The 25,324-nt window shown below is 72.7% G+C and carries 15 protein-coding genes and 1 pseudogene; 9 read left to right on the top strand and 7 right to left on the bottom strand.

The features are described from left to right. Positions 1-228 precede the first annotated feature (228 nt). The 4 genes from ACIF6F_RS19525 (at position 229) to ACIF6F_RS19510 (ending at position 9,936) form a co-directional block, all read left to right on the top strand. Positions 229-7,659: a ricin-type beta-trefoil lectin domain protein gene (locus ACIF6F_RS19525; RefSeq protein WP_399948071.1), complete on the top strand. Its 7,431-nt coding sequence runs from the start codon at positions 229-231 to the stop codon at positions 7,657-7,659. A 10-nt stretch (positions 7,660-7,669) separates the two neighbouring features. Beyond that, the gene (locus tag ACIF6F_RS19520) at positions 7,670-8,212 is read left to right on the top strand and encodes a barstar family protein (protein ID WP_399948069.1); all 543 of its coding nucleotides are present in this window, start codon (positions 7,670-7,672) and stop codon (positions 8,210-8,212) included. A 240-nt stretch (positions 8,213-8,452) separates the two neighbouring features. Continuing rightward, on the top strand, positions 8,453-9,376 hold the full coding sequence (locus ACIF6F_RS19515) for a hypothetical protein (protein ID WP_399948067.1): 924 nt from the start codon (positions 8,453-8,455) through the stop codon (positions 9,374-9,376). A gap of 71 nt (positions 9,377-9,447) precedes the next feature. Beyond that, positions 9,448-9,936 carry an SAM-dependent methyltransferase gene (locus tag ACIF6F_RS19510; RefSeq protein ID WP_399948065.1) on the top strand — a complete coding sequence of 163 codons (489 nt, stop codon included), beginning with the start codon at positions 9,448-9,450 and terminating at the stop codon, positions 9,934-9,936. A gap of 70 nt (positions 9,937-10,006) precedes the next feature. On the opposite strand, the gene ACIF6F_RS19505 is transcribed toward ACIF6F_RS19510, so the two are convergent. Both ACIF6F_RS19505 and ACIF6F_RS19500 read right to left on the bottom strand, forming a co-directional pair. Continuing rightward, positions 10,007-10,549, bottom strand: a complete 543-nt coding sequence (locus ACIF6F_RS19505; RefSeq protein WP_399948063.1) for an MOSC domain-containing protein — start codon at positions 10,547-10,549, stop codon at positions 10,007-10,009. Between the two features lie 56 nt (positions 10,550-10,605). Continuing rightward, a complete protein-coding gene (locus ACIF6F_RS19500; RefSeq protein ID WP_399948061.1) occupies positions 10,606-10,788 on the bottom strand; it encodes a hypothetical protein in 183 nt (60 codons plus the stop codon). A 164-nt stretch (positions 10,789-10,952) separates the two neighbouring features. On the opposite strand from ACIF6F_RS19500, the gene ACIF6F_RS19495 reads away from it, so the two are divergent. Both ACIF6F_RS19495 and ACIF6F_RS19490 read left to right on the top strand, forming a co-directional pair. Further along, entirely contained in the window at positions 10,953-14,060 is a 3,108-nt protein-coding gene (locus ACIF6F_RS19495) for an SNF2-related protein (protein WP_399948059.1), read from the top strand. Between the two features lie 44 nt (positions 14,061-14,104). Further along, positions 14,105-15,505, top strand: coding sequence for an SWF or SNF family helicase (locus ACIF6F_RS19490; protein WP_399948057.1), 1,401 nt, complete (start codon positions 14,105-14,107; stop codon positions 15,503-15,505). Positions 15,506-15,611: 106 nt separating this feature from the next. Here ACIF6F_RS19490 and ACIF6F_RS19485 read toward each other — a convergent pair whose 3' ends face one another. Both ACIF6F_RS19485 and ACIF6F_RS19480 read right to left on the bottom strand, forming a co-directional pair. Next, entirely contained in the window at positions 15,612-16,310 is a 699-nt protein-coding gene (locus ACIF6F_RS19485; RefSeq protein WP_399948055.1) for an alpha/beta fold hydrolase, read from the bottom strand. A gap of 147 nt (positions 16,311-16,457) precedes the next feature. Further along, positions 16,458-16,964 carry a MarR family winged helix-turn-helix transcriptional regulator gene (locus ACIF6F_RS19480; protein WP_399948053.1) on the bottom strand — a complete coding sequence of 169 codons (507 nt, stop codon included), beginning with the start codon at positions 16,962-16,964 and terminating at the stop codon, positions 16,458-16,460. A gap of 247 nt (positions 16,965-17,211) precedes the next feature. Between ACIF6F_RS19480 and ACIF6F_RS19475 the strand changes: the two genes are divergently transcribed. Together ACIF6F_RS19475 and ACIF6F_RS19470 are read left to right on the top strand one after the other, a co-directional pair. After that, positions 17,212-18,474, top strand: coding sequence for a GAF domain-containing protein (locus ACIF6F_RS19475; RefSeq protein ID WP_399948051.1), 1,263 nt, complete (start codon positions 17,212-17,214; stop codon positions 18,472-18,474). A gap of 196 nt (positions 18,475-18,670) precedes the next feature. After that, positions 18,671-20,194: an aldehyde dehydrogenase family protein gene (locus ACIF6F_RS19470; RefSeq protein ID WP_399948050.1), complete on the top strand. Its 1,524-nt coding sequence runs from the start codon at positions 18,671-18,673 to the stop codon at positions 20,192-20,194. Positions 20,195-20,274: 80 nt separating this feature from the next. Here ACIF6F_RS19470 and ACIF6F_RS19465 read toward each other — a convergent pair whose 3' ends face one another. Together ACIF6F_RS19465 and ACIF6F_RS19460 are read right to left on the bottom strand one after the other, a co-directional pair. Then, a complete protein-coding gene (locus ACIF6F_RS19465) occupies positions 20,275-21,882 on the bottom strand; it encodes a bifunctional 3-(3-hydroxy-phenyl)propionate/3-hydroxycinnamic acid hydroxylase (protein ID WP_399948049.1) in 1,608 nt (535 codons plus the stop codon). Further along, positions 21,879-22,247, bottom strand: a pseudogene (locus ACIF6F_RS19460) (fumarylacetoacetate hydrolase family protein); the annotation flags it as partial. The gene ACIF6F_RS19465 and the pseudogene ACIF6F_RS19460, both read right to left, overlap by 4 nt. 241 nt (positions 22,248-22,488) lie before the next feature. Here ACIF6F_RS19460 and ACIF6F_RS19455 point away from each other — a divergent pair. After that, positions 22,489-23,721 carry a lyase family protein gene (locus ACIF6F_RS19455; RefSeq protein WP_399948048.1) on the top strand — a complete coding sequence of 411 codons (1,233 nt, stop codon included), beginning with the start codon at positions 22,489-22,491 and terminating at the stop codon, positions 23,719-23,721. Positions 23,722-23,838: 117 nt separating this feature from the next. Here the strand turns inward: ACIF6F_RS19455 and ACIF6F_RS19450 are convergent, their stop codons facing one another. Then, the gene (locus ACIF6F_RS19450) at positions 23,839-25,239 is read right to left on the bottom strand and encodes a DUF5685 family protein (protein WP_399948047.1); all 1,401 of its coding nucleotides are present in this window, start codon (positions 25,237-25,239) and stop codon (positions 23,839-23,841) included. Between the last annotated feature and the right edge of the window lie 85 nt (positions 25,240-25,324).

Raw genomic sequence — 25,324 nt, 5'->3', positions numbered from 1 at the left:
CGGTGATCAAGGTCACAAGTCCCAAAGAACCAGTGGACTTTCGCCGGCGATTGCCCTCAGGATCGCCCTCGCAATTTGTCATTTCCCTGCCTTCCGCATGTCCGAAATGCGGACTGCAGAGCGTGGGGGGTCTTCATGTCGCCGTTCTCGGCGCGTAGTTTCCGCCTGCCCGGAAACGGGAGGGCAAGGGCCGGGCGCAGTCGTCCGGCCCGGCACACCAGTGCGGTATTGTCCGCACTCCTGATGGTCACCTTGCTGCCGGGCACGTCCTGGGCCGCAGGTCCCGGTGACCGCAGCGGACTCCAGCTTCCGGGCCTCGATCAGGTGGACCCGGCGAAGCTGGACCAGGCAGAAGCCGCGAAGCTGGAGGGCTGGGCGGGCGTCCCGGCCCAGCCGCCGGCCGAGTACGAGCCCGTCGAGGTCACCCCGCCGCCCGCGGGATCCGCCGACGTCGCGCTCAGCGGCGGCTCCCTCGTCCAGGCCGGCTCGCTGCCCGTGGCGCTCGGAAAGGCCTCGCCGACCGAGGCGGAGCCCACCCCGCCGGATCCCTCCGGGACCTGGTCCGTCGCCATCGAGGCGCGTGCCGCCACGGAGGCTGCGGGCGTGGACGGCGCCATCATCAAGATCACGCCGCCGGTCCAGGGATCCACTCCGGTCGACGTCCAGCTCGACTACGAGAAGTTCGAGGACCTGTACGGCACCGAATGGTCGTCGCGGCTGGAGTTGAAGCAGCTCCCCGAGTGCTTCCTCACCACCCCTGAACTCCCCGAGTGCTCGCAGCCCCAGGAGATCCCGAGCACCAACGACCCCGGCACGAACACCGTCCGTGCCACCGTCGACCCGGCCACCGCTCCCAGCCAGGGCATGAGCACCATGTCCGGGGGCAGCCCGGTGGTCCTCACCGCTTCCGACTCCGGATCCGGCGCGGGCGGCACGTACACGGCCACCTCGCTCTCCCCCTCGGGCACCTGGACCGCCGGCGGCAGTGGTGGCGGGTTCGCCTGGAGCTACCCGCTGGGCGTGCCGTCGGCACCGGCCGGGCCCTCCCCGCAGATCACGTTCTCCTACTCCTCCCAGTCCGTCGACGGCAGGACCTCCATCGCCAACGGCCAGGGCTCCTGGATCGGCGACGGCTGGGGCTACGAACCCGGGTTCATCGAGCGGCGTTACCGCTCCTGCTCCCAGGACCGCAAGCACACCCAGGGCACGCCGAACAACGACAACGGCACCGACAAGAAGAAGAGCGACCTCTGCTGGGCCGCCGACAACGTCGTCATGTCGCTGAACGGCACCAGCACCGAGCTCGTCCACGACGCCGCCACCGGCAACTGGATCCCCGCCTCCGACGACGGCTCGCGCGTCGAGCGCAAGACGGACGCCGCGAACGGCAACGGCGCGAAGGACGGGGAGTACTGGGTCGTCACCACCCGCGACGGCACCCGGTACCACTTCGGCCGCCACAACGTCGGCGGCCACGTCGGCACGGACGGTCAGACGCGCACCACGACGGACTCCGTCTTCACCGTGCCGGTCGTCGGCAACCACCCCGGCGAGCCCTGCCACGCCTCGACCTACGCCGCGTCCTTCTGCAACCAGGGCTGGCGCTGGAACCTCGACTACGTCGAGGACGTCCACGGCAACGCGATGGTCGTGGACTGGTTCAAGGAGCGCAACCGCTACGCGCAGAACGGCAAGGTCAAGGAGAAGGTCCCGTACGTCCGCGGCGGCTACCCGACGCAGATCATCTACGGGCTGCGTGCCGACAACCTCGGCGGAGCGCCGGCCGCCAAGGTCGAGTTCACCCTAGACGAGCGCTGCATCGAGGCCGGTCAGACGGCCTGCACCGACGCCAGGTTCGAGTCCAGGAACTACGCCGACAAGCAGCCCTGGTGGGACACCCCGGCCACGCTGCACTGCAAGGAGGCCCCGGGGGACTGCTACGTCAGCTCGCCCACGTTCTGGACCCGCAAGCGCCTGACCGCCGTCACCACCTACGCGCAGCGCACCGAAGGCTCCACGGCCCTGTCCAAGGTCGACAAGTGGACCCTCACCCAGTCCTTCCCCAAGCAGCGCACCGACACGCACCCGCCGCTGTGGCTGGAGTCGATCTCCCGCACCGGCTACGCCACCCAGAACGACAGCGCCGGCAACCAGAAGACCATCGCGCTGCCGCCCGTGTCCTTCCTGCCCAACGTGAAGGACATGCCCAACCGGGTCGCCAAGAGCGCCACCGACCCCACTCCCGACTTCGACCGGCTGCGCGTGGAAACGGTCCGCACCGAGACCGGCGGCGACATCTACGTCGACTACTCCGACCCGTGCCCCGTGGGCACCACGCACCCCAAGCCCGAAGAGAACAAGACGCGTTGCTTCCCCGTCCACTGGTCACCCGACCCGGACCTGGAGACGCCGCCCCTGGAGTGGTTCAACAAGTACGTCGTCGATCGGATCGTCGAGAAGGACCGCGTCGCCCGCCAGCCCGACGTCATCACCAGCTACACCTATGACGACGCGGCCTGGGGCAAGGACACCGACGAGTTCTCCAGGCCGGAGCTGCGCACCTACAACCAGTGGCGCGGCTACGCGTCGGTGACCACCAGGCGGGGCGCGACCGAGAACACCGGCAGGCCCGACGCCGCCGAGCAGTCCCAGTCCAAGGTCCGCTACTTCCGCGGCATGTCCGGGGACGGCGGCCGCCCGAAGGCAGTCGTCATGGACTCCACGGGGACCCAGGAACTCGGTGAGGACCTGCCCAGCCACCAGGGCCGGGCAGCCGAGACGATCGTCTACACCAAGGCGGGCGGGGACATCGCCTCCCGCGAACTGACGTGGCCCTGGAGCGAGAAGACCGCCACCCGCAACCGCGAGGGCACCACCCCCCTGGAGGCGTTCCGCACCGGCACCGCGCGCACCGAGGTGTACACCTCGGTCAGCGGCGGCAGGACCTACCTGAACCGGACCCGCAACACCTTCGACCCGACGTACGGCCTGCTCCTGACCACCCAGACCGAGGCACTCACCTCGAACGGAACCGGCTGGACCGCGCAGGACGAGAAGTGCGCCGTCAACACCTACGTCCACAACACCGGCAAGCACCTCATCGGCCTGCCGCAGCGCGTCCGCAGCACGGCGGGCGACTGCACCAAGACCGAGACCGGCACCGTACTCGCCGACGCGCGCACCTCCTATGACGCGCTGAACGCCTTCGGCACCGCACCCGTCAAGGGCCTGCCGTTCCAGGTCGACACCCTCGACGGCGCCGGCACCGGCTGGATCACGACGAGCCGCACCGAGTACGACCCGCTGGGCCGCGTCCTGAAGGTCTACGACGCCGCGGGCAACACCAAGTCCACTTCGTACACGCCGGCCACCGGTGCCGTGTTCAGCACGACGGTGACCAACGCGCTGGGCCATACCGCGACCGCGAAGGTCGACCCGGGGCGCGGCAGCGCTCTCGAGGCGACCGACGCGAACGGCCGCAAGGTCACGCAGACCTACGACGCCCTGGGCCGAGTCACCCAGGTGTGGACCGCCTCGCAGAACCCGGCCACCGACGCCGCTGCCCACGTCTTCGACTACCAGGTCACGGATCACGAGCCGCCCGCCGTCACCAGCCGTACCCTGCGTGACAACGGCACCTACGAGGACGCCGTCGCCATCTACGACGGTCTCCTGCGCCCGCGCCAGAACCAGACCGAGGCGGTCGGGGGCGGCCGCCTGGTCGTCGACACCCTCTACGGTTCGAACGGCCAGGTCCGCCACGTCAACAACAGCTATCACGCGGAGGGCGAACCGGACACGAAGGTGTTCGTCCCCGAGACCGTCTTCCACGTCCCCAGCTCCACCCAGACCGCTTACGACGGCATGGGCCGCGTCGTCCGCTCCACCAACCTCTACAGCGACGAGGCGCAGGCGCCGTTCTCCACCACCACGGAGTACGGCGGCGACTACGTGCTGACCCGCACGGCCATGTCGACCGGCACGACGCCCACCCCGCTGCAGGGCAGCCGGGCGGTCAAGGTCACGAGCGACGTGCTCGGCCGCAAGGTCAAGATGCAGCACGCCCTCACCACGGCCACGCCCATGACCTGGCGGGACACGACGTACGCCTACGACGTGCGCGGCAACCTGTCCGAGGTGACCGACGCCGCGGGCAACGACTGGACGTACACGTACGACGCCCGCGGCCGGCTCCTGTCCTCCCAGGACCCCGACATGGGGACCGGCACCTTCGGCTACGACAACCTCGACCGCGTGGTGTGGACCGGCAACGCGACCGGTGAGAAGACCTTCACCTACTACGACAAGCTCGGCCGCAAGACCTCGCAGGTGGAGGACGACTGGAACGGCCCGCTGCTGGCCACCTGGTCCTACGACACCCTGCCCAACGCCAAGGGCTACCCGGTCGCGGCAACGCGCCACACCGGCGGCATCGCCGTGACGAGCGAGGTCACCGGCTACGACAGCGAGTACCGGGCCACCGGCACCAAGCTGACCATCCCGGACGCCCCGCAGACCAAGGGCGTCTCCGGCGTGTACGTCTACGGCAACACGTACACGAAGACGGGCCGCGTCCAGACGACGAGCCTCCCGGCCACCCCCGGCGGCCTGGCCGCCGAGCGGCTGGTGAACCGCTACAGCGGCGACGGCGGCCAGATCACCATGTCCGGCCTGGCCTGGTACACGGCCGACACCGTGTACAGCCCCTTCGGCCAGGTTCTCCGGACCGCCTCCGGCAACGCCCCGCAGCGGGTGTGGACGACCAACTTCTACAACCGCAACACCGGCCGCCTGCGTGAGACGATCGCCGACCGGGAGACCGCGAACCCCAACCGGGTCAACGCCCTGTCGTACGACTACGACGTACTCGGCAACATCAACTCCATCACCGACACCCAGCCGGGCGGCAAGGTCGACCGCCAGTGCTTCGGCTACGACCCGCTCGGCCAGCTCACCCAGGCCTGGACCGGCAAGACCTGCAGCGGCCCGGTCAAGGACGACGTCACGGCGGGACCGGACGGTGACGGCTACCGGCACACCTACGCGTTCGACGCGATCGGCAACCGCACCAAGCTGACGGTCCACGACCTGGTCGACCCCGCGCTGGACGACGAGTACACGTACTCCTACGGGGTCGCCGCCACCGGTGGCGCCCAGCCGCCCGTGGTGACCAAGCCGCACGCCCTGAGCAAGGTCGACGCGGTCACGCGCGACCCGGGCAACTCCGTCACGCTGCAGTCGACGTTCGGGTACGACGAGCGGGGCAACACGACCCGCAGGACGATCGGCGGGGACACCCAGACCCTGGAATGGGACCGGCGCAACAAGCTGACCCGGGCGGTGAGTCCGGGCGTCGGGGCCTTCGCGGTGACCGGACTGGCCGGCAAGTGCCTCGACGTGGAGAGCGGGCAGACGGCGGACGGCACGCCCGTTCAGCTGTCCTCCTGCAACCTGAGCAAGGCCCAGCAGTGGCGGTTCACCGGGAACGCGGTGAAAGCCCTCGACAAGTGCCTGACCAACCAGAGCGGTGCGGTGCGGCTGGCCACGTGCGACGGCGGCACGGCCCAGAAGTTCGTCCACCGTCCTGCCGACCAGACGCTGTACCACCCCACCACCGGCCAGTGCGTCGACGTGCCGGGTGGGAACAGCGCGGACGGCACCGACCTGATCCTCTACGCCTGTAACGGCGGTCCCAACCAGAAGTGGTCGTTCGGCGACACCACGACGTACGTCTACGACGCCGACGGGAACCGCCTCATCCAGGAGACCGGCTCCAGCCGGACGCTGTACCTGGGCGAGGCCGAGGTCACGGTCGACAAGGCCGGCCAGGCCGTCGACGCCGTGCGGTACTACAGCAGTGAAGGCGCTCCGACGACGCTCCGCCGTACGTTCGGCAAGAGCACCGGCCACAAGCTGACGGTCTCCCTCGGGGACCACCACGGAACCGTCACCACGGTCATCGACCAGGCTCCGGGTCAGGCGGTCACGCGGCGGAAGTTCGACCCGTACGGCAACACGCGCGGACCGGCCAAGAACGACTGGTCGTTCGCCGGCAAGCGGACGTTCCTCGGCGTCGGCACGGACGACGGCTCGACGGGCCTCACCCACATCGGCGCCCGCGAGTACGACGCTTCCACCGGTCGGTTCATCTCGGTCGACCCGATCATGGACATCACCGACCCGCTCCAGATGAACGGGTACACGTACTCCAACGGCGACCCGGTCAACCAGAGCGACCCGACAGGTCTGGAGAGCTGCTACCCGAACTACTGCTCCGGCAGCAACGGCACCTACGGGGACTACGACCCGGCCAAGGACCCGAAGGCGGTGGCCGACGGCTACGGCGGCGGTGGCGGCGGCGGTGGCGGGAAGACCACCGGCAACTCCACGGGCGGCACCGGGGTCAAGGTCGAGAAGTCCGGCAACTCGATCAAGGTGAACGGCACTTATGTGCCGACGCACGAGGAACTGATGAAGCAGTTCCACTGGGCGCGGGGGGTCTCCTACGAGTCCGCCCTGATGACCTGGACGCGTGCGCAGTGCACGGGTGCCCCGATCCCGCGCCCCGGCGACGCCATGTCGTTCTGCACGGCCGCCGGCCAGATGGGCTGGATGGGCACGACGCCCGACATCGACGCCCTTGAGGTCCTCGGCGTCAGGGACGCGTACGAGTGCGGCGTGCACCAGGACGGCGGCGCCTGCAAGGACGCCGTCGTGGACCTGGCGATCGACGTCGGCATCTCGGCCGTGACCTTCGGCGCGGGCAAGGTCGGCAAGATCCTCTTCAAGGGCCTGAAGGCCTCGATCAAGGGCGGCAAGGGCGGAGTCCCGGTCCAATGCCTGATCGACATGGTCAACAGCTTCCCGGCCGGCACCCACGTCCAGATGGCCGACGGGACCACGAAGCCGATCGAGGAGCTGCAGACCGGGGACGTGGTGCTCACCACCGATCCGGAGACCGGGCTCACCGAAGCCCAGCCGGTCGCCGCGGTGATCGTCACCGACACCGACAAGCAGTACGTCGAGCTCACGCTGGACGCGGAGTCCGCCGACTCGTCGGTGGTCACGACGGCCCACCACCCGTTCTGGTCCGAATCGGACCAGGCATGGAAGGACGCGGCCGACCTCACCCCCGGCACCACCCTCCGCACGCCCGAGGGCACCACGGTCACCCTGAAGGCCACCCGCGCCTTCGAGACCGAACAGCGCACGTACAACCTGACGGTGGCAAGCCTCCACACGTACTACGTGCTGGCGGCCGAGACACCGGTCCTGGTGCACAACTCCGGCCCGCGGTGCCACAAGCACGGAGGCGCATCGGGAAGTCCGAGTGGCCCTGGGCTCGTTGCGGGCAACGCACCGAAGAAGGCAGTGGACATGCTGAACATGGTGAACAGCCGATCGGGAGGAATAGGAAAGGTCCCGGGATACAATGGCAACGAGAACTGGGGCAACAACCTGTCGCAGCTGCCCGGAGGCAAGTACAAGGAGTGGGATGTGAACGCCATATCCGACCTCCCCGTCTGCTCGGAAGCCGGTTGCACCAACAAGATTCGCGGCGCCGAACGCCTGTTGACCCCGAAGGACGGGCCTGGACCGGCGTATTACACACCGGACCACTACGGCACTTTCTACTATGTCGGCGAATTCACGGGATAAGGGATCCGAGATGCCATTCGACCTCACCGGGACACAAGCCCCCTGGGTCATCTTCGGCCCGCGGGACTCCCGCGTGATAAGCGATCAGATCGAGAATCTGGTGCATCACGGGGGGCGCGTGCGCGAACTCAGCGCAAATCGCCTGCTCGACGTCGGCGAGCTCTTCCAGGAATTCTCCGACAAGTTCTCGTTCCCTGCATATTTCGGCAGAAACTGGGACGCGATGGTCGATTGTCTGGACGACCTCTGCGAGTCCGTCACCGACGGCGTCGGAGTGGTCGGCGTGATCAGGGGAGCGGATGTCCTGATGCGCGCAGAGCACTTGAAGCTGTTCGTGTCGGTCTTGTGCCAAGGCGCCGACAGGGCCAACTCGTCGGTGGACCTCGATGGGGAACCACGCTATCGACCGGCCGTCATCGAGCACTTCGTCTTCCTCATGGACGAGTGCGACCCGAAGGAAGTGGCGGCCAGGATCGAGCACTCCGACCTGCTCGTCACGGTGGAGGGTGAGCACGTGACGGCCGAGCTGAACCCCGAAGTGTGGTTCAGCTAGCAAAACCCCGCCGTGAGAGCCCCCGTCCTCGAAGGACGGGGGCTCTCACGCGTCCTGACCGCTCCGCGGGGCCTTTCCGTCGCCCTCGGAGCCGACGGAGCGCCCGCTGGCGCCGACGTACGGCCGTGCGGCGCAGGTCAGCGGGTGACCGCGCAGCGGAAAGTCACTGCCGGCGGGCTCTCGACGTGTGGGTTACTCACTGGTTAGGGTGCGCCGACGAACATCCGATGGGGAGGGCACGTGGCCGGTACGGACGAGGACGAGGGCGCTGTGACGGCGGAGGACGCCGCCGGGCAGGACGCCGGCGGCTCGCTCTTCGTGCTGTCCGCGGTGCTGCTCACACCGGCCCGGTTCCCCAGCGTCCTCGGCGACGACTACCCCGAGGCGTGCGCGCTGCTCGGCCTGACCCCGTACGAGGAGGGGTACGGGATGGTGCTCGGCCAGGACGAGGAAGGGGCCCGCTGGACCGTGATCGTCGACGACGTGTCGCTGGTGGCGGTGGCCATCGCGTCCTGGGACTGCGGCATGGAGTACGACCTGTCGCCCGACGAGCGGACCATCGTGGCCTCCCTCGGGGGCTGGCCGATCGACCTCGCCGTGGCCGCGCCCGGCCTGCCGGAGCCGCACGATCCCGAGCAGGGCGCCGACGGGACCCTGCGGGTGCCGCTCGCGCCGCCGGCCGGGGGCGTGTGGGGGCCCGCACAGCGCCGGATGGGGGCCGACGAGATCGGAGCCCGGTGGGGCGAGTGGCGCGAGCGCTTCGACGCACCGGGGGCTGAGGACGCCGGTGGCGACGCCGGTGGTGAGGGGGCTGCCGCGGGTGTGGAGGACGCCGCCGGTGAGGACGGCGCCGCCCGGGCCGGGGGTGGCGACGGTGCCGCCGGTGGGTGGTCTGGGCACGAGGGGGTGCGGCGGGTGCTGGACGAGGCCCGGGCGTACGTCGACGCGCCCCCGCCGCCGGGGCGGATCCGGTCGTCGTTCGTGTCGGACGAGGCGCGGATGCTGCGGGTGGACGGTCCCGGCTGGTCGATGGTGGCCCGTACCGACGACATCGCCTTCGTGCTGCTCGACGAGGAGCCCGGTGGCGTGATCCCGGTCGGGCGCGGGGCCGAACTCCCGGGGCTGCTGGCTTCGTTGGACGAGATCGCGGTCCGGCCTTCCTGACGGGGCACGGCCGCCTGCGGGCCCGGAGAGGCGTCTACGATCATGTGTCACATGTCACCGTGACATGTGAAATGGCGCGATCGGGAGGTACGGGCGTGACCCAGGTGCACTGCGAGCCCATCGGTACGGTGACCGGCGGACGGACCGAGGTCGTGGACGACGACTGGGGCCGCGAGACGGCGGTGATCCGCCTGGACCCCGACCGGTTCGGACCCGAGGCGCTGTTCGGCCTGGCGGACTTCTCCCACGTCGAGGTCGTGTACCACTTCGACCGGGTCGCCGAGGACCGGATCGAGACCGGCGCCCGCCACCCGCGCGGCAACCAGGACTGGCCGCTGGTCGGCATCTTCGCCCAGCGCGGCAAGAACCGCCCCAACCGACTGGCCGTGTCCCGTTGCAGCGTGGTGAAGGTCGAAGGCCTGGACGTGCACGTGGCGGGTCTCGACGCGGTCGACGGCACCCCCGTCCTGGACATCAAGCCCTGGATGGCCGAGTTCGGCCCCCGCGGCGAGGTGCGCCAGGCGGAGTGGTCCGCCGAGCTGATGCGCGACTACTACTGAGACCGCTCCCGGGCAGCCGGGGCCGCGTGCGCGGCCCCGGCCCGGCACCGACCGGTGTCCCGGCCCCGCGTCAGACGCGTTCGAGCGGGACGTGCTCGCCCTCCGGCGCCTCGACGGTGATGGTGTCGCCCGGCCGGACCACGCCGCCCCGGCGCACCACGCCCATCACGCCCGCCTTGCGCACGACCGCCCCCGACGCGTCCCGCCCGACGACCTGCTTGAGCAGTCCGTCCTGGAAGTTGTCGATCTGGAGGCAGGGGTTCCGCAGGCCGGTGACCTCCACGACCGCGTCCGCCCCCAGGTGCAGCAGCGTGCCGCGGGAGAGGCCGAGCAGGTCGATGCCCTCGGTGGTGACGTTCTCGCCGAGCTGTCCGGCGGCCACGTCGAAGCCCGCCCCGGCGACCTCCTCGAAGAGCTCCCGGTGGATCAGGTGCACCTGGCGGAGGTTCGGCTGCGTGGGGTCCTGGGCCACGCGCGAGCGGTGCTTGACCGTCACCCCGCAGTGGACGTCCCCCTCGACGCCCAGCCCGGTGAGCAGCGTGATGCTGTCCCGGTTCGGCTTGGTGAACGAGTACACGCCGTTGCTGCTGACCGCCGTGACGGTTGCGCCCATTCTCAGTCCTTCCCCCCTCGTGTCGGGCCGGCTCCCCGGCCCCAGGATCCCCGCCCTCAGCGTCCGAGCCGCTTGCGGCCCATGCCCCGCACCCTGCGTCGCTGCGAGTCGTCGAGCAGCAGGTACGCGGCGGCCGGCACGCCGATCAGGACGAGCAGGCCCGCCCAGAAACCGACGGCCCAGAACAGTACGATCGCCGCCGCCACTCCGGCGGCGGCCACCTTCCCGCGGTTCGACATCCCGAACGCCTCCTTCCGGCCTCGTGCTCTCTCAACGCTCCGCCTCCCGGCGCCGTTCCCGCAACGCGGAAGTGACCCGGGTCACGGCGCGGCCGCTCCCGTCGGGGCATCCGGCGGAGTACCCTCGGCCGCCCCGGACCCAAGTAGTCAAATTTGAGGAATGCGTGCTCCCAGAGATCTCCGACCTCGCCCGCTGCCACGCCGTCTTCCTGCCCGGATCGCCCGCCCGCACCGGCAGGTTCGCCTTCTGGCGCCCCGGTCCCGACCCCGAAGCGCCGGATGCGACGCCGCCGGCCGCGTTCCCCGCCGCGCTCCCGTCGACGCTTCCGCCCGGCACCGACGAAGTGCTCGCCACCGTGGCGCCCGGCCCGGCCGGTGACCCCGCGCCCCGCCTCGTCAGCACGACCGCGCGCCTGGTCTCCGTGCAAGACGCCCTGCCCCTCCTGACGCGGGCCCGCGCCGTCGCGCGCGACGAGCCCGCGCTGGGCGGGACGGCAGTCGCCTTCTGGGGCGCGGCGGCACTCCAGGCTCTCCACCTCACGGCACGCGGGCTGCTGCTGCCCGGCCTGACCGAGGACGGCCACGACGCGTGGCGGGCGGGGCCGCTCGGTACCGAGGACCACCGGAGGGTCCGGGAGTTGGCGGCCGCCATGCCGCCCTCTGCGCACTGTGTCCCGCTGCCGGGACCGGGGCCGCTGCGGCTGCCCGACCCCGAGGCGCTGGTACGGGACTTCCTCGACGCGGTGGCCGATACGCTGCCCCGCTCCCCCGCCGCCGAGACCGCCGCGGGCGGGCCGGTCTTCGCCGCAGTACCGCCGCTCCGGACGGCCCGGCCTGAACTGCGTGCCTGGGCCGCCGACGTGGCCGCCGGCCACGACGCCGGAGTGCGGATCTCGCTGCGCGTGGAGCTGCCCGGGCTGCCTGACTCCGCCGAAGCCGGGGAGCTCGGCGGGCCGGGCGGGGCAGGCGGGGCGGACCTGTCGGGTGCAATGTTCCGTGTCGTACTGCAATTGCACAGCCTCGGCGATGCCTCCGTGGTCGCCGACGCCGCCGACGTGTGGCGCGGCACCGGCGCCGCCGCCCGGTCCTTCTCCCCGCGGGCCCGCCTGGACGCGCTGCTCGCCCTGCGCCGGGCCGCACTCCTGTGGTCGCCGCTGTCCCCGATGCTGACCGCCGCCGTGCCCGACCCGGTCGAACTGGCCGACGAGGAGGTCACGGAACTGCTGGGCGAGGCCTCCCGTGCGCTGGCCGCCGACGGCGTGGACGTGCACTGGCCCCGGCAGCTGGCGCGCCGGCTGACCGCGCGGGCGGTGGTCGGCCCGCCGGAGGAGCCCGGCGCGCCCGAGCCCTCCGCCCGGGCCGGGGCGGACGGACCCGGGCACGCGTCGGGCGGCGCCTCCCTGCTCTCCCCCGACGCGTTGCTCGCCTTCGACTGGTCGTTCGCCCTGGGCGACCGGCCGCTGTCCCGCGCCGAACTGGACCGGCTGGCCGAGGCGGGCCGGCCGCTGGTGCGGCTGCGCGACCAGTGGGTGCTGATCGACCCGGCGGAGGCCCGGCGCGCCCGGCGGCGCCAGGACCGGAAGGTACCCGTAGTGGACGCGCTGGCCGCCGTACTGACCGGCACGGCGGAGGTGGACGGCGAGCGGTTCGACGTCACCGCGACCGGTCCCCTGGAACGCCTCCGGCAGCGGCTGGCCGACCCCGAGCGCCGTGACGAGCCGCACGGGCCCGGTGATCCCGTCCCGCCCGTGCCCCAACCGCCGGGACTGAACGCGGTGTTGCGCGATTACCAGCTCCGCGGACTCGACTGGCTGGCCCGGATGACCGCGCTCGGCCTCGGCGGCTGCCTGGCGGACGACATGGGCCTGGGCAAGACCGTGACCCTGATCGCGCTGCATCTGCACCGCCAGGGCGATCCCGCGACCGCGGGGCCCACCCTGGTCGTCTGCCCGGCCTCGCTGCTGGGCAACTGGGAACGGGAGGTGGGGAGGTTCGCGCCGGGCACGCCGGTACGGCGTTTCCACGGCGGCGCCCGGAGCCTGGCGGGAGCAGGAGCAGGAGCAGGCGCGGGACCGGGCGCAGGAGCGGGCGCGGGAGCGGGAGCAGAAGCGCGCGCAGGAGCGGGAGCGGCCACCGGTCCGGCCGCCGGCGAGATCGTGCTCACCACCTACGGGACGATGCGCCTGGACGCGCCCGCCCTCGCCGTCGTCCCCTGGGGCCTCGTCGTCGCGGACGAGGCGCAGCACGTGAAGAACCCGCGCTCGGGCACGGCGCGCGCGCTGCGGACGATCGGCGGGAAGGCGCGGGTGGCGCTGACCGGCACGCCGGTCGAGAACAACCTGTCGGAGCTGTGGGCCGTACTGGACTGGACGACGCCCGGGCTGCTGGGGCGGCTGGGCACGTTCCGTTCGCGGTACGCGGCCGCGGTCGAGGGCGGGACGGATCCCCTTGCGGCGCAGCGGCTGGCCGCGCTGGTGCGGCCGTTCCTGCTGCGGCGCCGCAAGTCCGATCCGGGCGTCGCGCCCGAGCTGCCGCCGAAGACGGAGACCGACCACCCGGTGTCCCTGACGGCCGAGCAGGCGGGCCTGTACGAGGCGGTGGTGCGGGAGTCGCTGGCGGAGATCGCGGCCGCGGACGGCCTGGCCAGGCGCGGTCTGGTCGTGAAGCTGCTGACCTCGCTGAAGCAGATCTGCAACCACCCGGCGCAGTACCTGAAGGAGGAGCGGCCCCGGGTGCCGGGCCGCTCGGGAAAGCTGGAGCTGCTGGACGAACTGCTGGACACGGTCCTCGCGGAGGGGGGTTCGGTGCTGGTCTTCACGCAGTACGTGGCGATGGCCAGGATCATCGAACGGCACCTGGCGGCGCGGGGTGTGGCGGCGCAGCTGCTGCACGGGGGCACGCCGGTGCGACGGCGCGAGGAGCTGGTGGACCGGTTCCAGTCGGGTGGGGTGCCGGTGTTCCTGCTGTCGTTGCGGGCCGCGGGTACGGGGCTGAACCTCACCCGGGCCGGCCATGTGGTGCACTACGACCGCTGGTGGAACCCGGCGGTCGAGGCGCAGGCGACGGACCGCGCTTACCGCATCGGGCAGACGCAGCCGGTGCAGGTGCACCGGCTGGTGGCGGAGGGCACGGTCGAGGACCGGATCGCTGCGCTGCTGGAGCGGAAGAAGGCGCTGGCCGACGCGGTGCTCGCGGGCGGCGAGACCGCGCTGACCGAACTGACCGACGCGGAACTGGCCGAGCTCGTGGAGCTGCGGGGAGGCATGGAGTGACGGGGACGGGTACGGGAGCGGGTCCGGGAGCGGGGTACGGGGATATGCGCGGCGGCGGCCACGGGGAGGAGGGGCGGGAGCTGACGTTCGGGGTGCTGCCGCCGGCCGCTCACGGGCGCGGTTTCGCGGAGACCTGGTGGGGCCGGGCGTGGCTGCGGGCGCTGGAGCACAGCGCGCTGGACGGCGCGCAGGTCAAGCTCGGGCGGCGGCTGGCGCGGGCCGGCGGGGTCGGTGCGGTCTCGGTGCGGCCCGGGAGGCTGACGGCCGTGGTCACGGACGGCGACGGGGAGGCGTACCGGGCCGATGTGCTGGTGCGGTGTTTCGACGCGGGCGACTGGGACCGGCTGCTGGCGGTCGCGGCCGGCGAGGCGGGGCACATCGCGGCGCTGCTGGACCGGGTGGTGCCGCCCGAGCTGGTGCAGGACGCGGGTGCCGCCGGGGTGGAACTCCTGCCGGGGATAGGCGACTTGGAGCCCGAGTGTGAGTGCGGGGAGTGGGACCACTGTGCGCACAGCGTGGCCCTGTGCCACGAGGTGGCGCGGCTGCTGGACCGCGATCCGTTCGTGCTGCTGCTGTTGCGGGGGCGCGGGGAGCGTGAGGTGCTGGACGGGCTGCAGGTGCGGGCGGCCGGGATCGCCGGGGCGGGTGGGGGGTCGGGGGCCGGGTCCGGTGCCGGGTCCGGTGTCGGGTCCGGTCCCCGGGGTGACGCCGGGGGCGGTGCGGGTGGTGCGGGTGCCGTCGGCGCTGAGGGGGCCGGGGAGGGGGTGGACGCTGCCGAGGCGTTCGCGACTGCCTCGATCCTTTTGGCGCCCTTGCCGGAGCCGCCCGGCGTGCCGGAGGTGCCGGGCCAGCCGCCTTCGTTGGACACGGAGCGGGAGCCGGGGGGCGGGGTCGATGTGGACGCGCTGGAGTTCCTGGCCGAGTCCGCGGCCGGGGTGGCCCGCCGGATGCTGGCCGAGGCGGTGGTGCCTGGGCACGAACTCCGTACGTACGAGGCGCAACTGACGCTGGATCAGGACGCGGTGCGGCTCGCTGCGGACGCCGCCGACCTGCGGGTACTGGGGCGGCTGGCCGCCGGCACGGGGCGCGACCGGCGCGGGCTGGCGCTGGCCGTGCGGGCCTGGCGGTACGGGGGCGCCGCGGCGCTGGAGGTGCTGGAGGAGGAGTGGGAGCCGGGGCGGGAGGAGCGGGCCCGGATGCGGGCGGCGCTGGCGGCAGCCTGGGAGGAGGGCGAGGGCCCGGTGCTGCGCGGGGTGCGGAACCGGTGGACCGTACGGGGATCCGGCGCGCAGCTGCGCTACGGGCGTGACGGGCGCTGGTGGCCCTTCCGCGAGGAGGCCGGCCGGTGGGTGCCCGCGGGTGCGGGCGAACCCGACCCGGCCGCGGCCCTGTCCGTACTGGACCCCGGTGAACCGGAGCCCGGTGACTCCGGGCCGGAGGACTGATCGGGGGCGGGGCGGGCCCCGCACCCGGCCCCGGGCCGCACCCCGCCCAGGGCCGCACCCCGTCTGTGGGGCGGCCCGGGATCCGGCGTTCCGCGCGGCGGCGGTGTCAGTGCGTCGCGGCCTCCAGGAGGAGGCGGGAGAGTGCGTGCGGCAGGGAGAACATGGGCCAGTGGCCGGTGTCGAGCTCGGCCGACCGCCAGCTGTCGTGCTTCAGCAGCGCGGCCACGTCGGCGCTCGGTTCGGTGCCGTCCAGCAGGCACTTCACGTACAGGGCGGGCAGTTCGCCGAGCGGGCGGGCGAGTACGGCCGGTTCGGTGAGGGACGCGCCGGGGTGCGGGGTGGCAGCGTCGACGATGCGCGCGATCTGCGCGTCGGTGAGGCCCTGGCCGGCGTAGTCGGCGGCGGTCGGCGGCGGCCAGAAGCCGTCGTGGGCCGCGATGGCGGCCTCCACCATGGCGCGGCCGTCGGGCCAGGCGGAGACGAACGACTCGCCGTGGGCGGGGACGTTGGAGTCGACGAAGACGACCCGGGTGAGGCGGTCGCCGATGCGCTCGGCGGCCTGGCCGACGGGGATGCCCGAGTAGCTGTGCCCGACCAGCACCACGTCGCGCAGGTCCGCGCCGACCACGGCGTCGACGACGTCCTGGACGTGGGTGGCCTGTCCGGCGGGGGTGCCGCGACGCTCGGCCAGGCCGGTCAGGGTCAGCGGGAGTGCGCCGTGGCCGGCCGCGCGGAGGTCGCGTACGACGGTGTCCCAGGCCCAGGCGCCCAGCCAGGCCCCCGGCACGAGTACGAATTCGCTCATGGCCGCCACGCTAGCCGGTGGCACCGACAGCGGGTGGTTCCCGGCGAGCGGCCCTGCCGGTCGCCGGTCACGGCGGTACCGGTCACAGTCACGACGGCACCGGTCACAGTCACGACGGCACCGGTCACGACGGCGCCGGGCGCCGGGCTACAGCCGGTCGGCGGCGGTGGTCCTGCGGCGCGGCCCGGCCGCCTCGCGGATCTCCTCGGTGGCCGCGTGGAAGGCGGGGGCGGCGCGGCTGAAGTAGTCGAAGAGCAGGTCGAGTTCGTCGGCCGAGTAGGTGTCGAGGAGTTCGGCGATGCGGCGCCTGGCCGGGGAGACGACGTCGTCCACGTCGGCGAGCGCGTACGGCACGGGTTCGACGAGCACCTTGCGGCGGTCGCCGGGATCGGTGGTGCGGCGTACGTAGCCGGCCCGCTGGAGGCGGTCGATGAGGCGGGTGGTGGCGCCGGTGGTGAGTCCGGTGCGGGCGGAGAGTTCGCCGGAGGTGAGCGGTCCCTCCCGGGTGAGGTGGCTGAGGGCGAACCACTCGGAGGGCTGGAGTCCCGCGGCCTCGGCGCCGGCCATTCCGTGCAGGCCGACGGCGTCGACGTACTGGCGGAAGACGGCACGCCGGTCGTCCGGGCGCCGGTCTTCTGGCGCGGTGCCGGGCATGGTTCCCCCTGGGTGCCTCGCGGTGTCTGCGGGGTGGCGTCGTGGTGGCGCGGCCCCTCGGCAACCCTAGCCAAGGCCGCCGTCGGGCGCCTCTCCGGCGTGCGGCGCGAATCGGCCGTATCGGCGCGGCGGGGCCGGGAGGGGGTGGCCGGCGCGCTTCTTGCCGGGGCCCGGGGCCGGTACGACGATGGGGGCGCCGGAGGGCTCGCGGCGGCGCGGGCCCGGCACGCGAGGGCGGGAGGGCGTGTTGAGCGATCCGTGGGTGGCGTTGCCGGCCGGTGCCGATCCGGTGCGGCGGTCGCGTGAACTGCGGCGAGCGCACGCCGTGTTCACCACGGAGGGGCGGGTGGGGCCACCGGTGCGGACGGTGGTGGCCGAATCGTGGCGGCGGTGTGCGCGCGCCCGTGTGAGCCCGGAGTGCGCGGCGCGGGTGGAGCTGCCGGACGCGGAGCTGGCGGAGTACCGGGAGCAGCATCCGCTGGCGCGGGTGATGCCGGTGGTGCGGGATTTGGTGGGGGCGTTCGCGTCGGACGGGGAGCACCTCCTCGCGGTGTGCGACGCGGGCGGGCGGCTGATGTGGGTGGAGGGGCACGCGGCGACGCGTCGGCGCGCGGACGGACTGGGGTTCGTGCCGGGGTCGCGGTGGGCGGAGTCGGCGATGGGGACGAACGCGCCGGGGACGGCGATGGCCCTGGACCGTCCCGTGCAGGTGTTCGGTGCGGAGCACTTCAGCAGGTGGGTGCATCCGTGGACGTGTGCGGCGGCGCCGGTGCACGATCCGCGGAGCGGGCGTCTGCTGGGGGCGGTGGACATCACGGGTGGGGACGGGCTGGCGCATCCGCATTCGCTGGCGTTCGTGCAGGCGGTGGCGCGGGCGGCGGAGTCGCAGCTGGCGCTGCTGGCCCCGGAGCCGGCGGTGGCGGTGGACGGGCTGCGGGTGCTGGGGCGGGACGAGGCGGTGTTCGCGCACGGTGGTCGTCGGGTGCGGCTGGGGCGGCGGCACAGCGAGATCCTGCTGTTGCTGGCGTGCCGCCCGGAGGGGATGACCGGGGACGAACTGCTGGTGAGGCTGTACGAGGATGAAACGGTGTCACCTGTGACATTGCGCGCTGAAATGTCACGGCTGCGCGCCCTGCTGGGCCCCGGCGTCCTGCTGTCCCGGCCCTACCGGCTGGCGTCCCCGGTGACGACGGACCACGCGTACGTGGCGGAGCAGCTGGCGCTGGGCGCGGTGTCCGCCGCCCTGTCGGCGTACGCCGGTCCGCTGCTGCCGTCCTCGACGGCCCCGGAGATCGCCCGGCTGCGGCGCCGGCTCGCGGACCGGCTGCGGGCGGCGCTGGTCGCGCGCGGCGACGCGGGGCTGCTCGGCGACTGGGCGTACAGCCCGTGGGGCGAGGGGGACCTGGAGGTCTGGCGGGCCCTCGCGCACGCCCTGCCGGCCGACCGCCGGGGCCCGGCCCTGGCCCGGGCGCGGGCGCTGGACGCGGAACTGGGTACGGCGGCCGGCTGACCGGCCGGGCCCCGGCCGCGGACGACCCGCCGTGCCCCTTTCCCGCGCTGCACCGCCCGCCCCGCCCGCCCCGCCCTCCCTGCCCTCCCTGCCCGGACTGCGGCCCGCGGGGCAACGTCCGCGCAACGTACCGGCTCCTAGCGTCACGGCGAGCGCCCGTCACCGCGGACGGGCGCGTCATCGGGAGGAGTCAGGGATGACCCGTTACGCAGCGCCCGGCACCGAGGGCTCGCTCGTCGAGTACGCACCCCGCTACGACCACTGGATCGGCGGCGCGTACGTACCGCCCGCGCGCGGCGGGTACTTCGAGAACCCCTCCCCCGTGAACGGCCGGCCGTTCACGGAGGTCGCGCGGGGCACGGCCGAGGACGTGGAGCGGGCGCTGGACGCCGCGCACGCCGCGGCACCGGCCTGGGGCCGCACCCCGGCAGCGGATCGCTCCGCGGTCCTGCTGCGCATCGCCGACCGCATGGAGCAGAACCTCGAACGCCTCGCCGTCGCCGAGACCTGGGAGAACGGCAAGCCGGTGCGCGAGACCCTGGCGGCCGACATCCCCCTCGCGATCGACCACTTCCGCTACTTCGCGGGCGCCCTGCGCGCGCAGGAGGGCACGCTGAGCGAGGTGGACGACGACACGGTCGCGTACCACTTCCACGAGCCGCTGGGCGTGGTCGCGCAGATCATCCCCTGGAACTTCCCGATCCTGATGGCGGTGTGGAAGCTGGCTCCGGCGCTGGCGGCCGGGAACGCGGTGGTCCTCAAGCCGGCCGAACAGACCCCGGCGTCCGTGCACTACTGGATGGGGCTGGTCGCCGACCTGCTGCCGCCGGGCGTCGTGAACATCGTCAACGGCTTCGGCGAGGAGGCGGGCAAACCACTCGCCGCCAGCCCGCGCGTGGCGAAGATCGCGTTCACCGGCGAGACGTCCACGGGCCGCCTGATCATGCAGTACGCCGCGGAGCACCTGAAGCCCGTCACGCTGGAGCTGGGCGGCAAGAGCCCGAACATCTTCTTCGACGACGTCTGGGCAGTGGACGACGACCTGCGCGACAAGGCCCTGGAGGGCTTCACGATGTTCGCGCTGAACCAGGGCGAGGTGTGCACGTGCCCCTCGCGCGCCCTGATCGAGCACGGCCGGTACGGGGACTTCCTGGAGGCCGCCGTGGCCCGTACCGAACTCATCACGCCCGGGAACCCGTTGGACACGGACACGATGATCGGCGCCCAGGCCTCGGACGACCAGCTGAAGAAGATCCTCTCGTACCTGGAGATCGGCCGGAAGGAGGGCGCGAAGATCCTGACAGGCGGTCAGCGCATCGAGCACGACGGCGAGCTCGCGGGCGGCTACTACGTGCAGCCGACCATCTTCGAGGGCGACAACCGCATGCGGATCTTCCAGGAGGAGATCTTCGGCCCGGTCGTCTCGGTCACGTCGTTCCGGGACTTCGAGGACGCGGTCCGCATCGCGAACGACACGTCGTACGGCCTGGGCGCGGGCGTCTGGACCCGTGACATCAACACCGCGTACCGCGCGGGCCGCGCGATCCAGGCGGGCCGCGTCTGGACGAACTGCTACCACGCCTACCCGGCCCACGCCGCGTTCGGGGGCTACAAGCAGTCCGGCATCGGCCGGGAGACGCACAAGATGATGCTGGAGCACTACCAGCAGACGAAGAACCTGCTGGTCAGCTACTCGCCGAAGAAGCTCGGCTTCTTCTAGAGGCGCAGAACGAGGCGCCTGAGCCGGGCCTTGGGCCGTCAGGCGCCTCGCGCTGGGTGACCCGTCGATCATCGCCGCTCTCACGACACCCGATCCGCAGGTCGGGGCGGGGAAGGGTGGGGGCTGCGCGCGGTGTGCAGGAGAGACGCCCAGGCGGCGGTGGCCGTGAAGTCGTGCCTCCCGGCCGGGACGACGTCCATGACGACGCGGTCGGGGCGCAGCAGGACGGCGTCCGCCCGGGCGGCGCGCAGCCAGGCGGCGAGGGTGCCGTCGTCACGGAGGTCGGTCACGGGGATCGCCGGGACGCCGAGCCCCTGGGCGAGTGCGCGCAGCGAGGTCCAGGGCTCGGCGGCGGTCAGGACGGTGAAGGTGTCGCCGAGCAACCCGTCGAGACGGGTGCGCCGGCCGTCGAGTCCCACCACCCACGGTTGCGGGCAGTGGGTGTGGGTGCCCACCACACCCTTGCTGCGGCGCCGGACGAGGGGTCCGGCGGTCAGGGGCGGGCTGAGGTCGCGGCCGGCCAGCTGCGTGAGGCCGGGTATGCGGCAGGCCGCGGCCAGGATCCCGCGGCGCAGTGCTGCGGCACTGTCCTGGCCGCCGGTCATGGCCCAGCCCATGGCGACCGCGAGCCGTATCGCGTGCCGTGCGTGCGGCTTGCGCTCGCTCTCGTAGGTGTCCAGCAGCCGTTCGTCGCCGCCCTGGCCCAGGACGCGGGCCAGCTTCCAGGTGAGGTTGTGGGCGTCACGCAGGCCCGAGCAGAGTCCCTGTCCGATGAACGGCGGGGTGAGGTGGGCGGCGTCGCCGAGGAGGAAGACCCGTCCGCTGCGCCACCGGTCGGCCACCCGTGCCCGGAAGGTGTACTGCGTCTCGCGGACGACCTCGAAGTCCCCGTCGTAGGAGGGTGGCAGCCATGGGGCGATCAGCTCGCGGACCGGTTGCTGCCCGTCCTGCAGCCGGAACTCCCAGCGGTACCGGTCCTCGCCGACGCGCATGAAGGTTGCCGGGCGGTGCGGGTCGCAGACCCGGTCGACGCCTTCCCAGCAGCGGACGTCGGCCTTCGTGCGGACGTCGACGACGGTCCAGCGTTCCTCGAAGCGCAGGTCCTCCCATGCGGCGCCGATGGCGTCGCGGGTGAGGCTGCCCGCGCCGTCGCAGCCGAGGACCGCCTCGGCCGACAGCTGATGCTCACCAACGTCGTCGCGGTAGGTCACGTGCACGGGGCCGGCGCTGTCCGGGGTGACACCGGAGACCTCCACGCCGCTGCGCAGTTCGCACTGCGGGTTCCGGGCGAGGGCGTCGCGCAGCAGTCGTTCCAGCTCGGGCTGGTCGAACATGCTGGTCTGCGGGTAGCCGTGGTGGCCGTGCTCGGAGCGACGGAACTCGGCCATGACCCGGTGCCGGGCGTCCAGCAGCCGAAGTCCTTTCGCGGGGCGGGCGATCGCGGCGAACCCCTCGCCCACGCCTGCGGCCTGGAGGATGCGGCGCACCTCGTCGTCGGTGGCGACGGCGCGCGGGAGCGGGTAGACGTCCTGGTGACGTTCCAGGACGACGGTGCGGATACCGTGCCGGGCGAGGAGGAGGGCGGCGGTCACGCCCACCGGCCCGGCGCCGATGATCACGACGGGTGCGGGGTCTGTCCGTGCGGGCCCGGGTGCGGTGTCCCGGGGGCCGGCCTGGTCGGCGGTCATGTGCGGCTCACCTCGGGTCCTTCTCCCGAGCTCTTCGAGCAGGGGGTGTCCCCGGCGTCCGTGACGGGCGTGCGCTGCTCGCCGAGGTCGATCCGCCCGTCCGCGGTCGAGATCGTCGCCGTGATCACGTCACCCGTGTGCAGGTAGTGCGGGTTGCGGGCCTGGCTCTTGAAGAACGCCTTCCACTTCACGGCGGGCGGCAGCAGCGCGCCGATCTTCTCGACCCCTTTGGGCGGGGCCTTGAGGGCCGTGCCGCCGGGGGTCCCGGTGAGCAGCAGGTCGCCCGGGTCGAGGGTCTGGAAACGGGCCAGCAAGGTCAGCGCCTGTGCCGGGCGGACGATCATGTCGGCGAGGGTGCGGTCCTGACACCACCGTGCTGTGCGTACCGCTGATCGCCGCGGCACTGGCCGCCGGCTGGTACGCGGTCCGCGGCCGCGTGGCGCGCGCCGCCGCCGGGCGCGACGGCTGAGCCGGACGTCCGCCCGTCCGCCCGCGCCGGGGATGGCCTGTCCCGCCCGGCGCCCCTGTCACCGCGACCGCCTGACTCCCGCCCGGCCCTGTCACCACCTCTGATCCGCCCACCTCAGGAAGAGGGTCCGCACACCCATGACCGCCTCCAGCCGCAGTGAACACGACCTGCTCGGAGACCGCGACGTCCCCGCAGACGCCTACTGGGGCGTTCACACGCTGCGCGCCACCGAGAACTTCCCCATCACCGGCACGCCGATCTCCGCCTACCCGCACCTCATCGACGCCCTCGCCGCCGTCAAGGAGGCCGCAGCCCTCGCCAACGGCGAACTCGGCCTGCTGGAGCCCTCGAAGGCGGCCGTCATCGTCGCCGCCTGCCAGGAGTCCACCAACGACGTCTACCCCACCGCCGTGCGGATCGCGACCGTCTTCGCGGTGCGCGGTCTGCTCGACGCCATGGCCGTCCTGCAGAACGCCTTCGCCGACAAGGCCGCCGAGTTCCACGATGTCCTGAAGATGGGCCGCACCCAGCTCCAGGACGCCGTGTCGATGACGCTCGGACAGGAGTTCTCCGCCTTCGCCGGCATGCTGGACGAGGACCGCAGCCGGCTCGCGGAAGCCCTCGGGCTCATCCATGAGATCAACCTCGGCGCCACCGCCATCGGCACCGGTCTCAACGCCCCGGCCGGATACGCCGAGGCCGCCCGCCGTCACCTCGCCGACATCACGGGCCTGCCCCTGGTCACCGCTCCCGACCTGGTCGAAGCCGCCCAGGACTGCGGCGCCTTCGTCCAGATGTCCGGCGTCCTCAAGCGCATAGCCGTCAAGCTGTCCAAGACCTGCAACGACCTGCGCCTGCTGTCCTCCGGGCCCCGCGCCGGACTCGGCGAAATCAACCTGCCGCCGGTCCAGGCGGGCTCCAGCATCATGCCCGGCAAGGTCAACCCGGTGATCCCCGAGGTCGTCAACCAGGTCGCCTTCGAGGTGATCGGCAACGACATCACCATCACCATGGCCGCCGAGGCCGGACAGCTCCAGCTCAACGCCTTCGAGCCGGTCATCCTGCACTCGCTGTCGAAGTCCGTCACCCACGTGCGCGCAGCCTGCCTGACGCTCGCGGAACGCTGCGTGAGCGGCATCACCGCCAACACCGACATGCTGCGCGCCACCGTCGAGTACTCCATCGGCCTGGTGACCGCCCTCAACCCGTACATCGGATACACCGCCGCCACCGACATCGCCAAGGAGGCCCTCGCAACCGGCCGGGGCGTGGCCGAACTCGTCCTGGAACGGGGCCTGCTGCCGGCCGGGCAACTCAGCGCCCTGCTGCGGCCCGAGGTGATCGCGGGAACGGGCCCGGTCCGTACCTGACACCGAGGGCGTCGTTGTCCTGCCGTCTCACCTCACCCTCACCCTCAACCGGTGAGACGGCAGGGCAACGGCCACGGTCAGGGGCCGGTCCGCGTCCTGCCGGGGCGCCGACCTCGTTCAGTCGCAGCAGTCGCAGCAGCACTTGCACGGGTTGCAGCAGCCACCGCCACCGCCGCAGCCGTCACCCGAGCCGCCGGAGCCGCCCGAGCCGCCGTGGCCACCGGAGCCGCCCGAGCCGTGGCCTCCCCCTGAACCGCCGGAGAAGCCACCCGAGTTGCCTCCGCCGTGGCCTCCGCCATGGCCTCCGAACCAGCCGTCACCCCCGGAACCGTTCCGGCCCGAACCGCTGTTGCCGCCGCCGCCGAAGTCCCAGGGTTCCGCGTCGTCGGCGTCGCAGCGGCAACAGGCGGGGCACAACCCGCAGTGGGCGCACAGCCGGCGCCACTGTCCGCACCGCCGGCACTGCCCCTCCGGCGGCCGGCCCGACGCCATCGACGGGCCCGCGGCGGCCGCACCCGCGAGGGCCCCGACGCCGCATGCCGCGCCGGTGGCGGCACCGGTGCCGATGCCGGTCTCCGAGGCCGCGTCCGTCGCCGTGCGGCGGCCCAGCCAGGGCAGCATGCGCAGGCCCCGCGCCTGGGGGCGGTGCCGATGGTGACGGTGCCGGGGGTCGAAGACGCGGTCGACGGCGCGCTCCAGCTCGCCGCCCAGAAGAGCCGCCACCAGCCGTCCGTCGACGAACACCGCGTCGGACAGGGCGAGTCGGATGCCGTGGACGGCGTCGTCGCAGAGGCGGCGCACCTCGGCGAGGTCCGCGCCGGTCACGGCGATCGGGTTCCACGCACCGGACGCCTCGTCCGCGGCCAGGTCCTCCACCGCGTCCAGCAGGTGCGCCAGTCGGCCGAACAGCCGGCCGGCCTCGGCGAGCGGTCCGGCGTTGCCCGGGCGGTCCGTGAGCACCGCGGTGTACGCGAAGGCGGCTGCGGTCGCCGTCTCCGTGGGCTCCGTGACCGTCAGCAGCGAGCCGCCGGGCCCGGTCGACCGCTCGACCTCCGGCTGGCGCTCGACCGCCCCGGTCAGCACGGCCGTGTCGAAGCCGAGCCGTTCGCCGCCCGCGGCGCCCGCACGGTCCCAGCCGTGGGCGATCCGGCGGGCCGCCAGCGCCACCGGGCGGCGCCCCACCAGGCCGTCGCCGTCGGCCACGTGGTCACGTATCTTCGCCGCGGCCAGCACCAGCGACACCGTCGCCGCCAGCCGTGCGCCCTCGCCCTGCGCCACGTCCGCCGACCGCATCCCGCGCAGCGGGCACGGACCGGCACCGCGCCGCCAGTCCCCGGTCCGCTCCGACTGCGCCTCGGTCAGCACCGAGACGATCAGGCCGTCGTAGTTCGTGGCCACCCGCGCGAACTGTCCGTACTCGCTGCGCAACGCGAGGCACAACCCGCACAGATGCGCCATCCACTCGGTACGCAAGCCCTCGCCCAGGCGATGACGGCAGGGCCTGATGATTCCGAACACCGAAGTTCTCCCCCGTAGGAACAGCGAGCCACGGCGGCGTGACGTCAACCGCACGTGACAGCAACACGCGGCCGACATCCTAGAT

Source organism: Streptomyces sp. NPDC086023 (genome assembly GCF_044540325.1).
Taxonomy (GTDB): Bacteria; Actinomycetota; Actinomycetes; order Streptomycetales; family Streptomycetaceae; genus Streptomyces.
The sequence above is the reverse complement of the archived record's forward strand: the minus strand, read 5'-3'. Positions and strand labels throughout refer to the sequence as shown.

Coding starts and splice junctions, on each gene's coding strand:
- ACIF6F_RS19520 (WP_399948069.1), top strand. CDS start 7,670: ATGCCATTCGACCTCACCGGGACACAAGCCCCCTGGGTCATCTTCGGC.
- ACIF6F_RS19510 (WP_399948065.1), top strand. CDS start 9,448: ATGGCGCGATCGGGAGGTACGGGCGTGACCCAGGTGCACTGCGAGCCC.
- ACIF6F_RS19505 (WP_399948063.1), bottom strand. CDS start 10,549: ATGGGCGCAACCGTCACGGCGGTCAGCAGCAACGGCGTGTACTCGTTC.
- ACIF6F_RS19500 (WP_399948061.1), bottom strand. CDS start 10,788: ATGTCGAACCGCGGGAAGGTGGCCGCCGCCGGAGTGGCGGCGGCGATC.
- ACIF6F_RS19490 (WP_399948057.1), top strand. CDS start 14,105: ATGCGCGGCGGCGGCCACGGGGAGGAGGGGCGGGAGCTGACGTTCGGG.
- ACIF6F_RS19485 (WP_399948055.1), bottom strand. CDS start 16,310: ATGAGCGAATTCGTACTCGTGCCGGGGGCCTGGCTGGGCGCCTGGGCC.
- ACIF6F_RS19480 (WP_399948053.1), bottom strand. CDS start 16,964: ATGCCCGGCACCGCGCCAGAAGACCGGCGCCCGGACGACCGGCGTGCC.
- ACIF6F_RS19470 (WP_399948050.1), top strand. CDS start 18,671: ATGACCCGTTACGCAGCGCCCGGCACCGAGGGCTCGCTCGTCGAGTAC.
- ACIF6F_RS19465 (WP_399948049.1), bottom strand. CDS start 21,882: ATGACCGCCGACCAGGCCGGCCCCCGGGACACCGCACCCGGGCCCGCA.
- ACIF6F_RS19455 (WP_399948048.1), top strand. CDS start 22,489: ATGACCGCCTCCAGCCGCAGTGAACACGACCTGCTCGGAGACCGCGAC.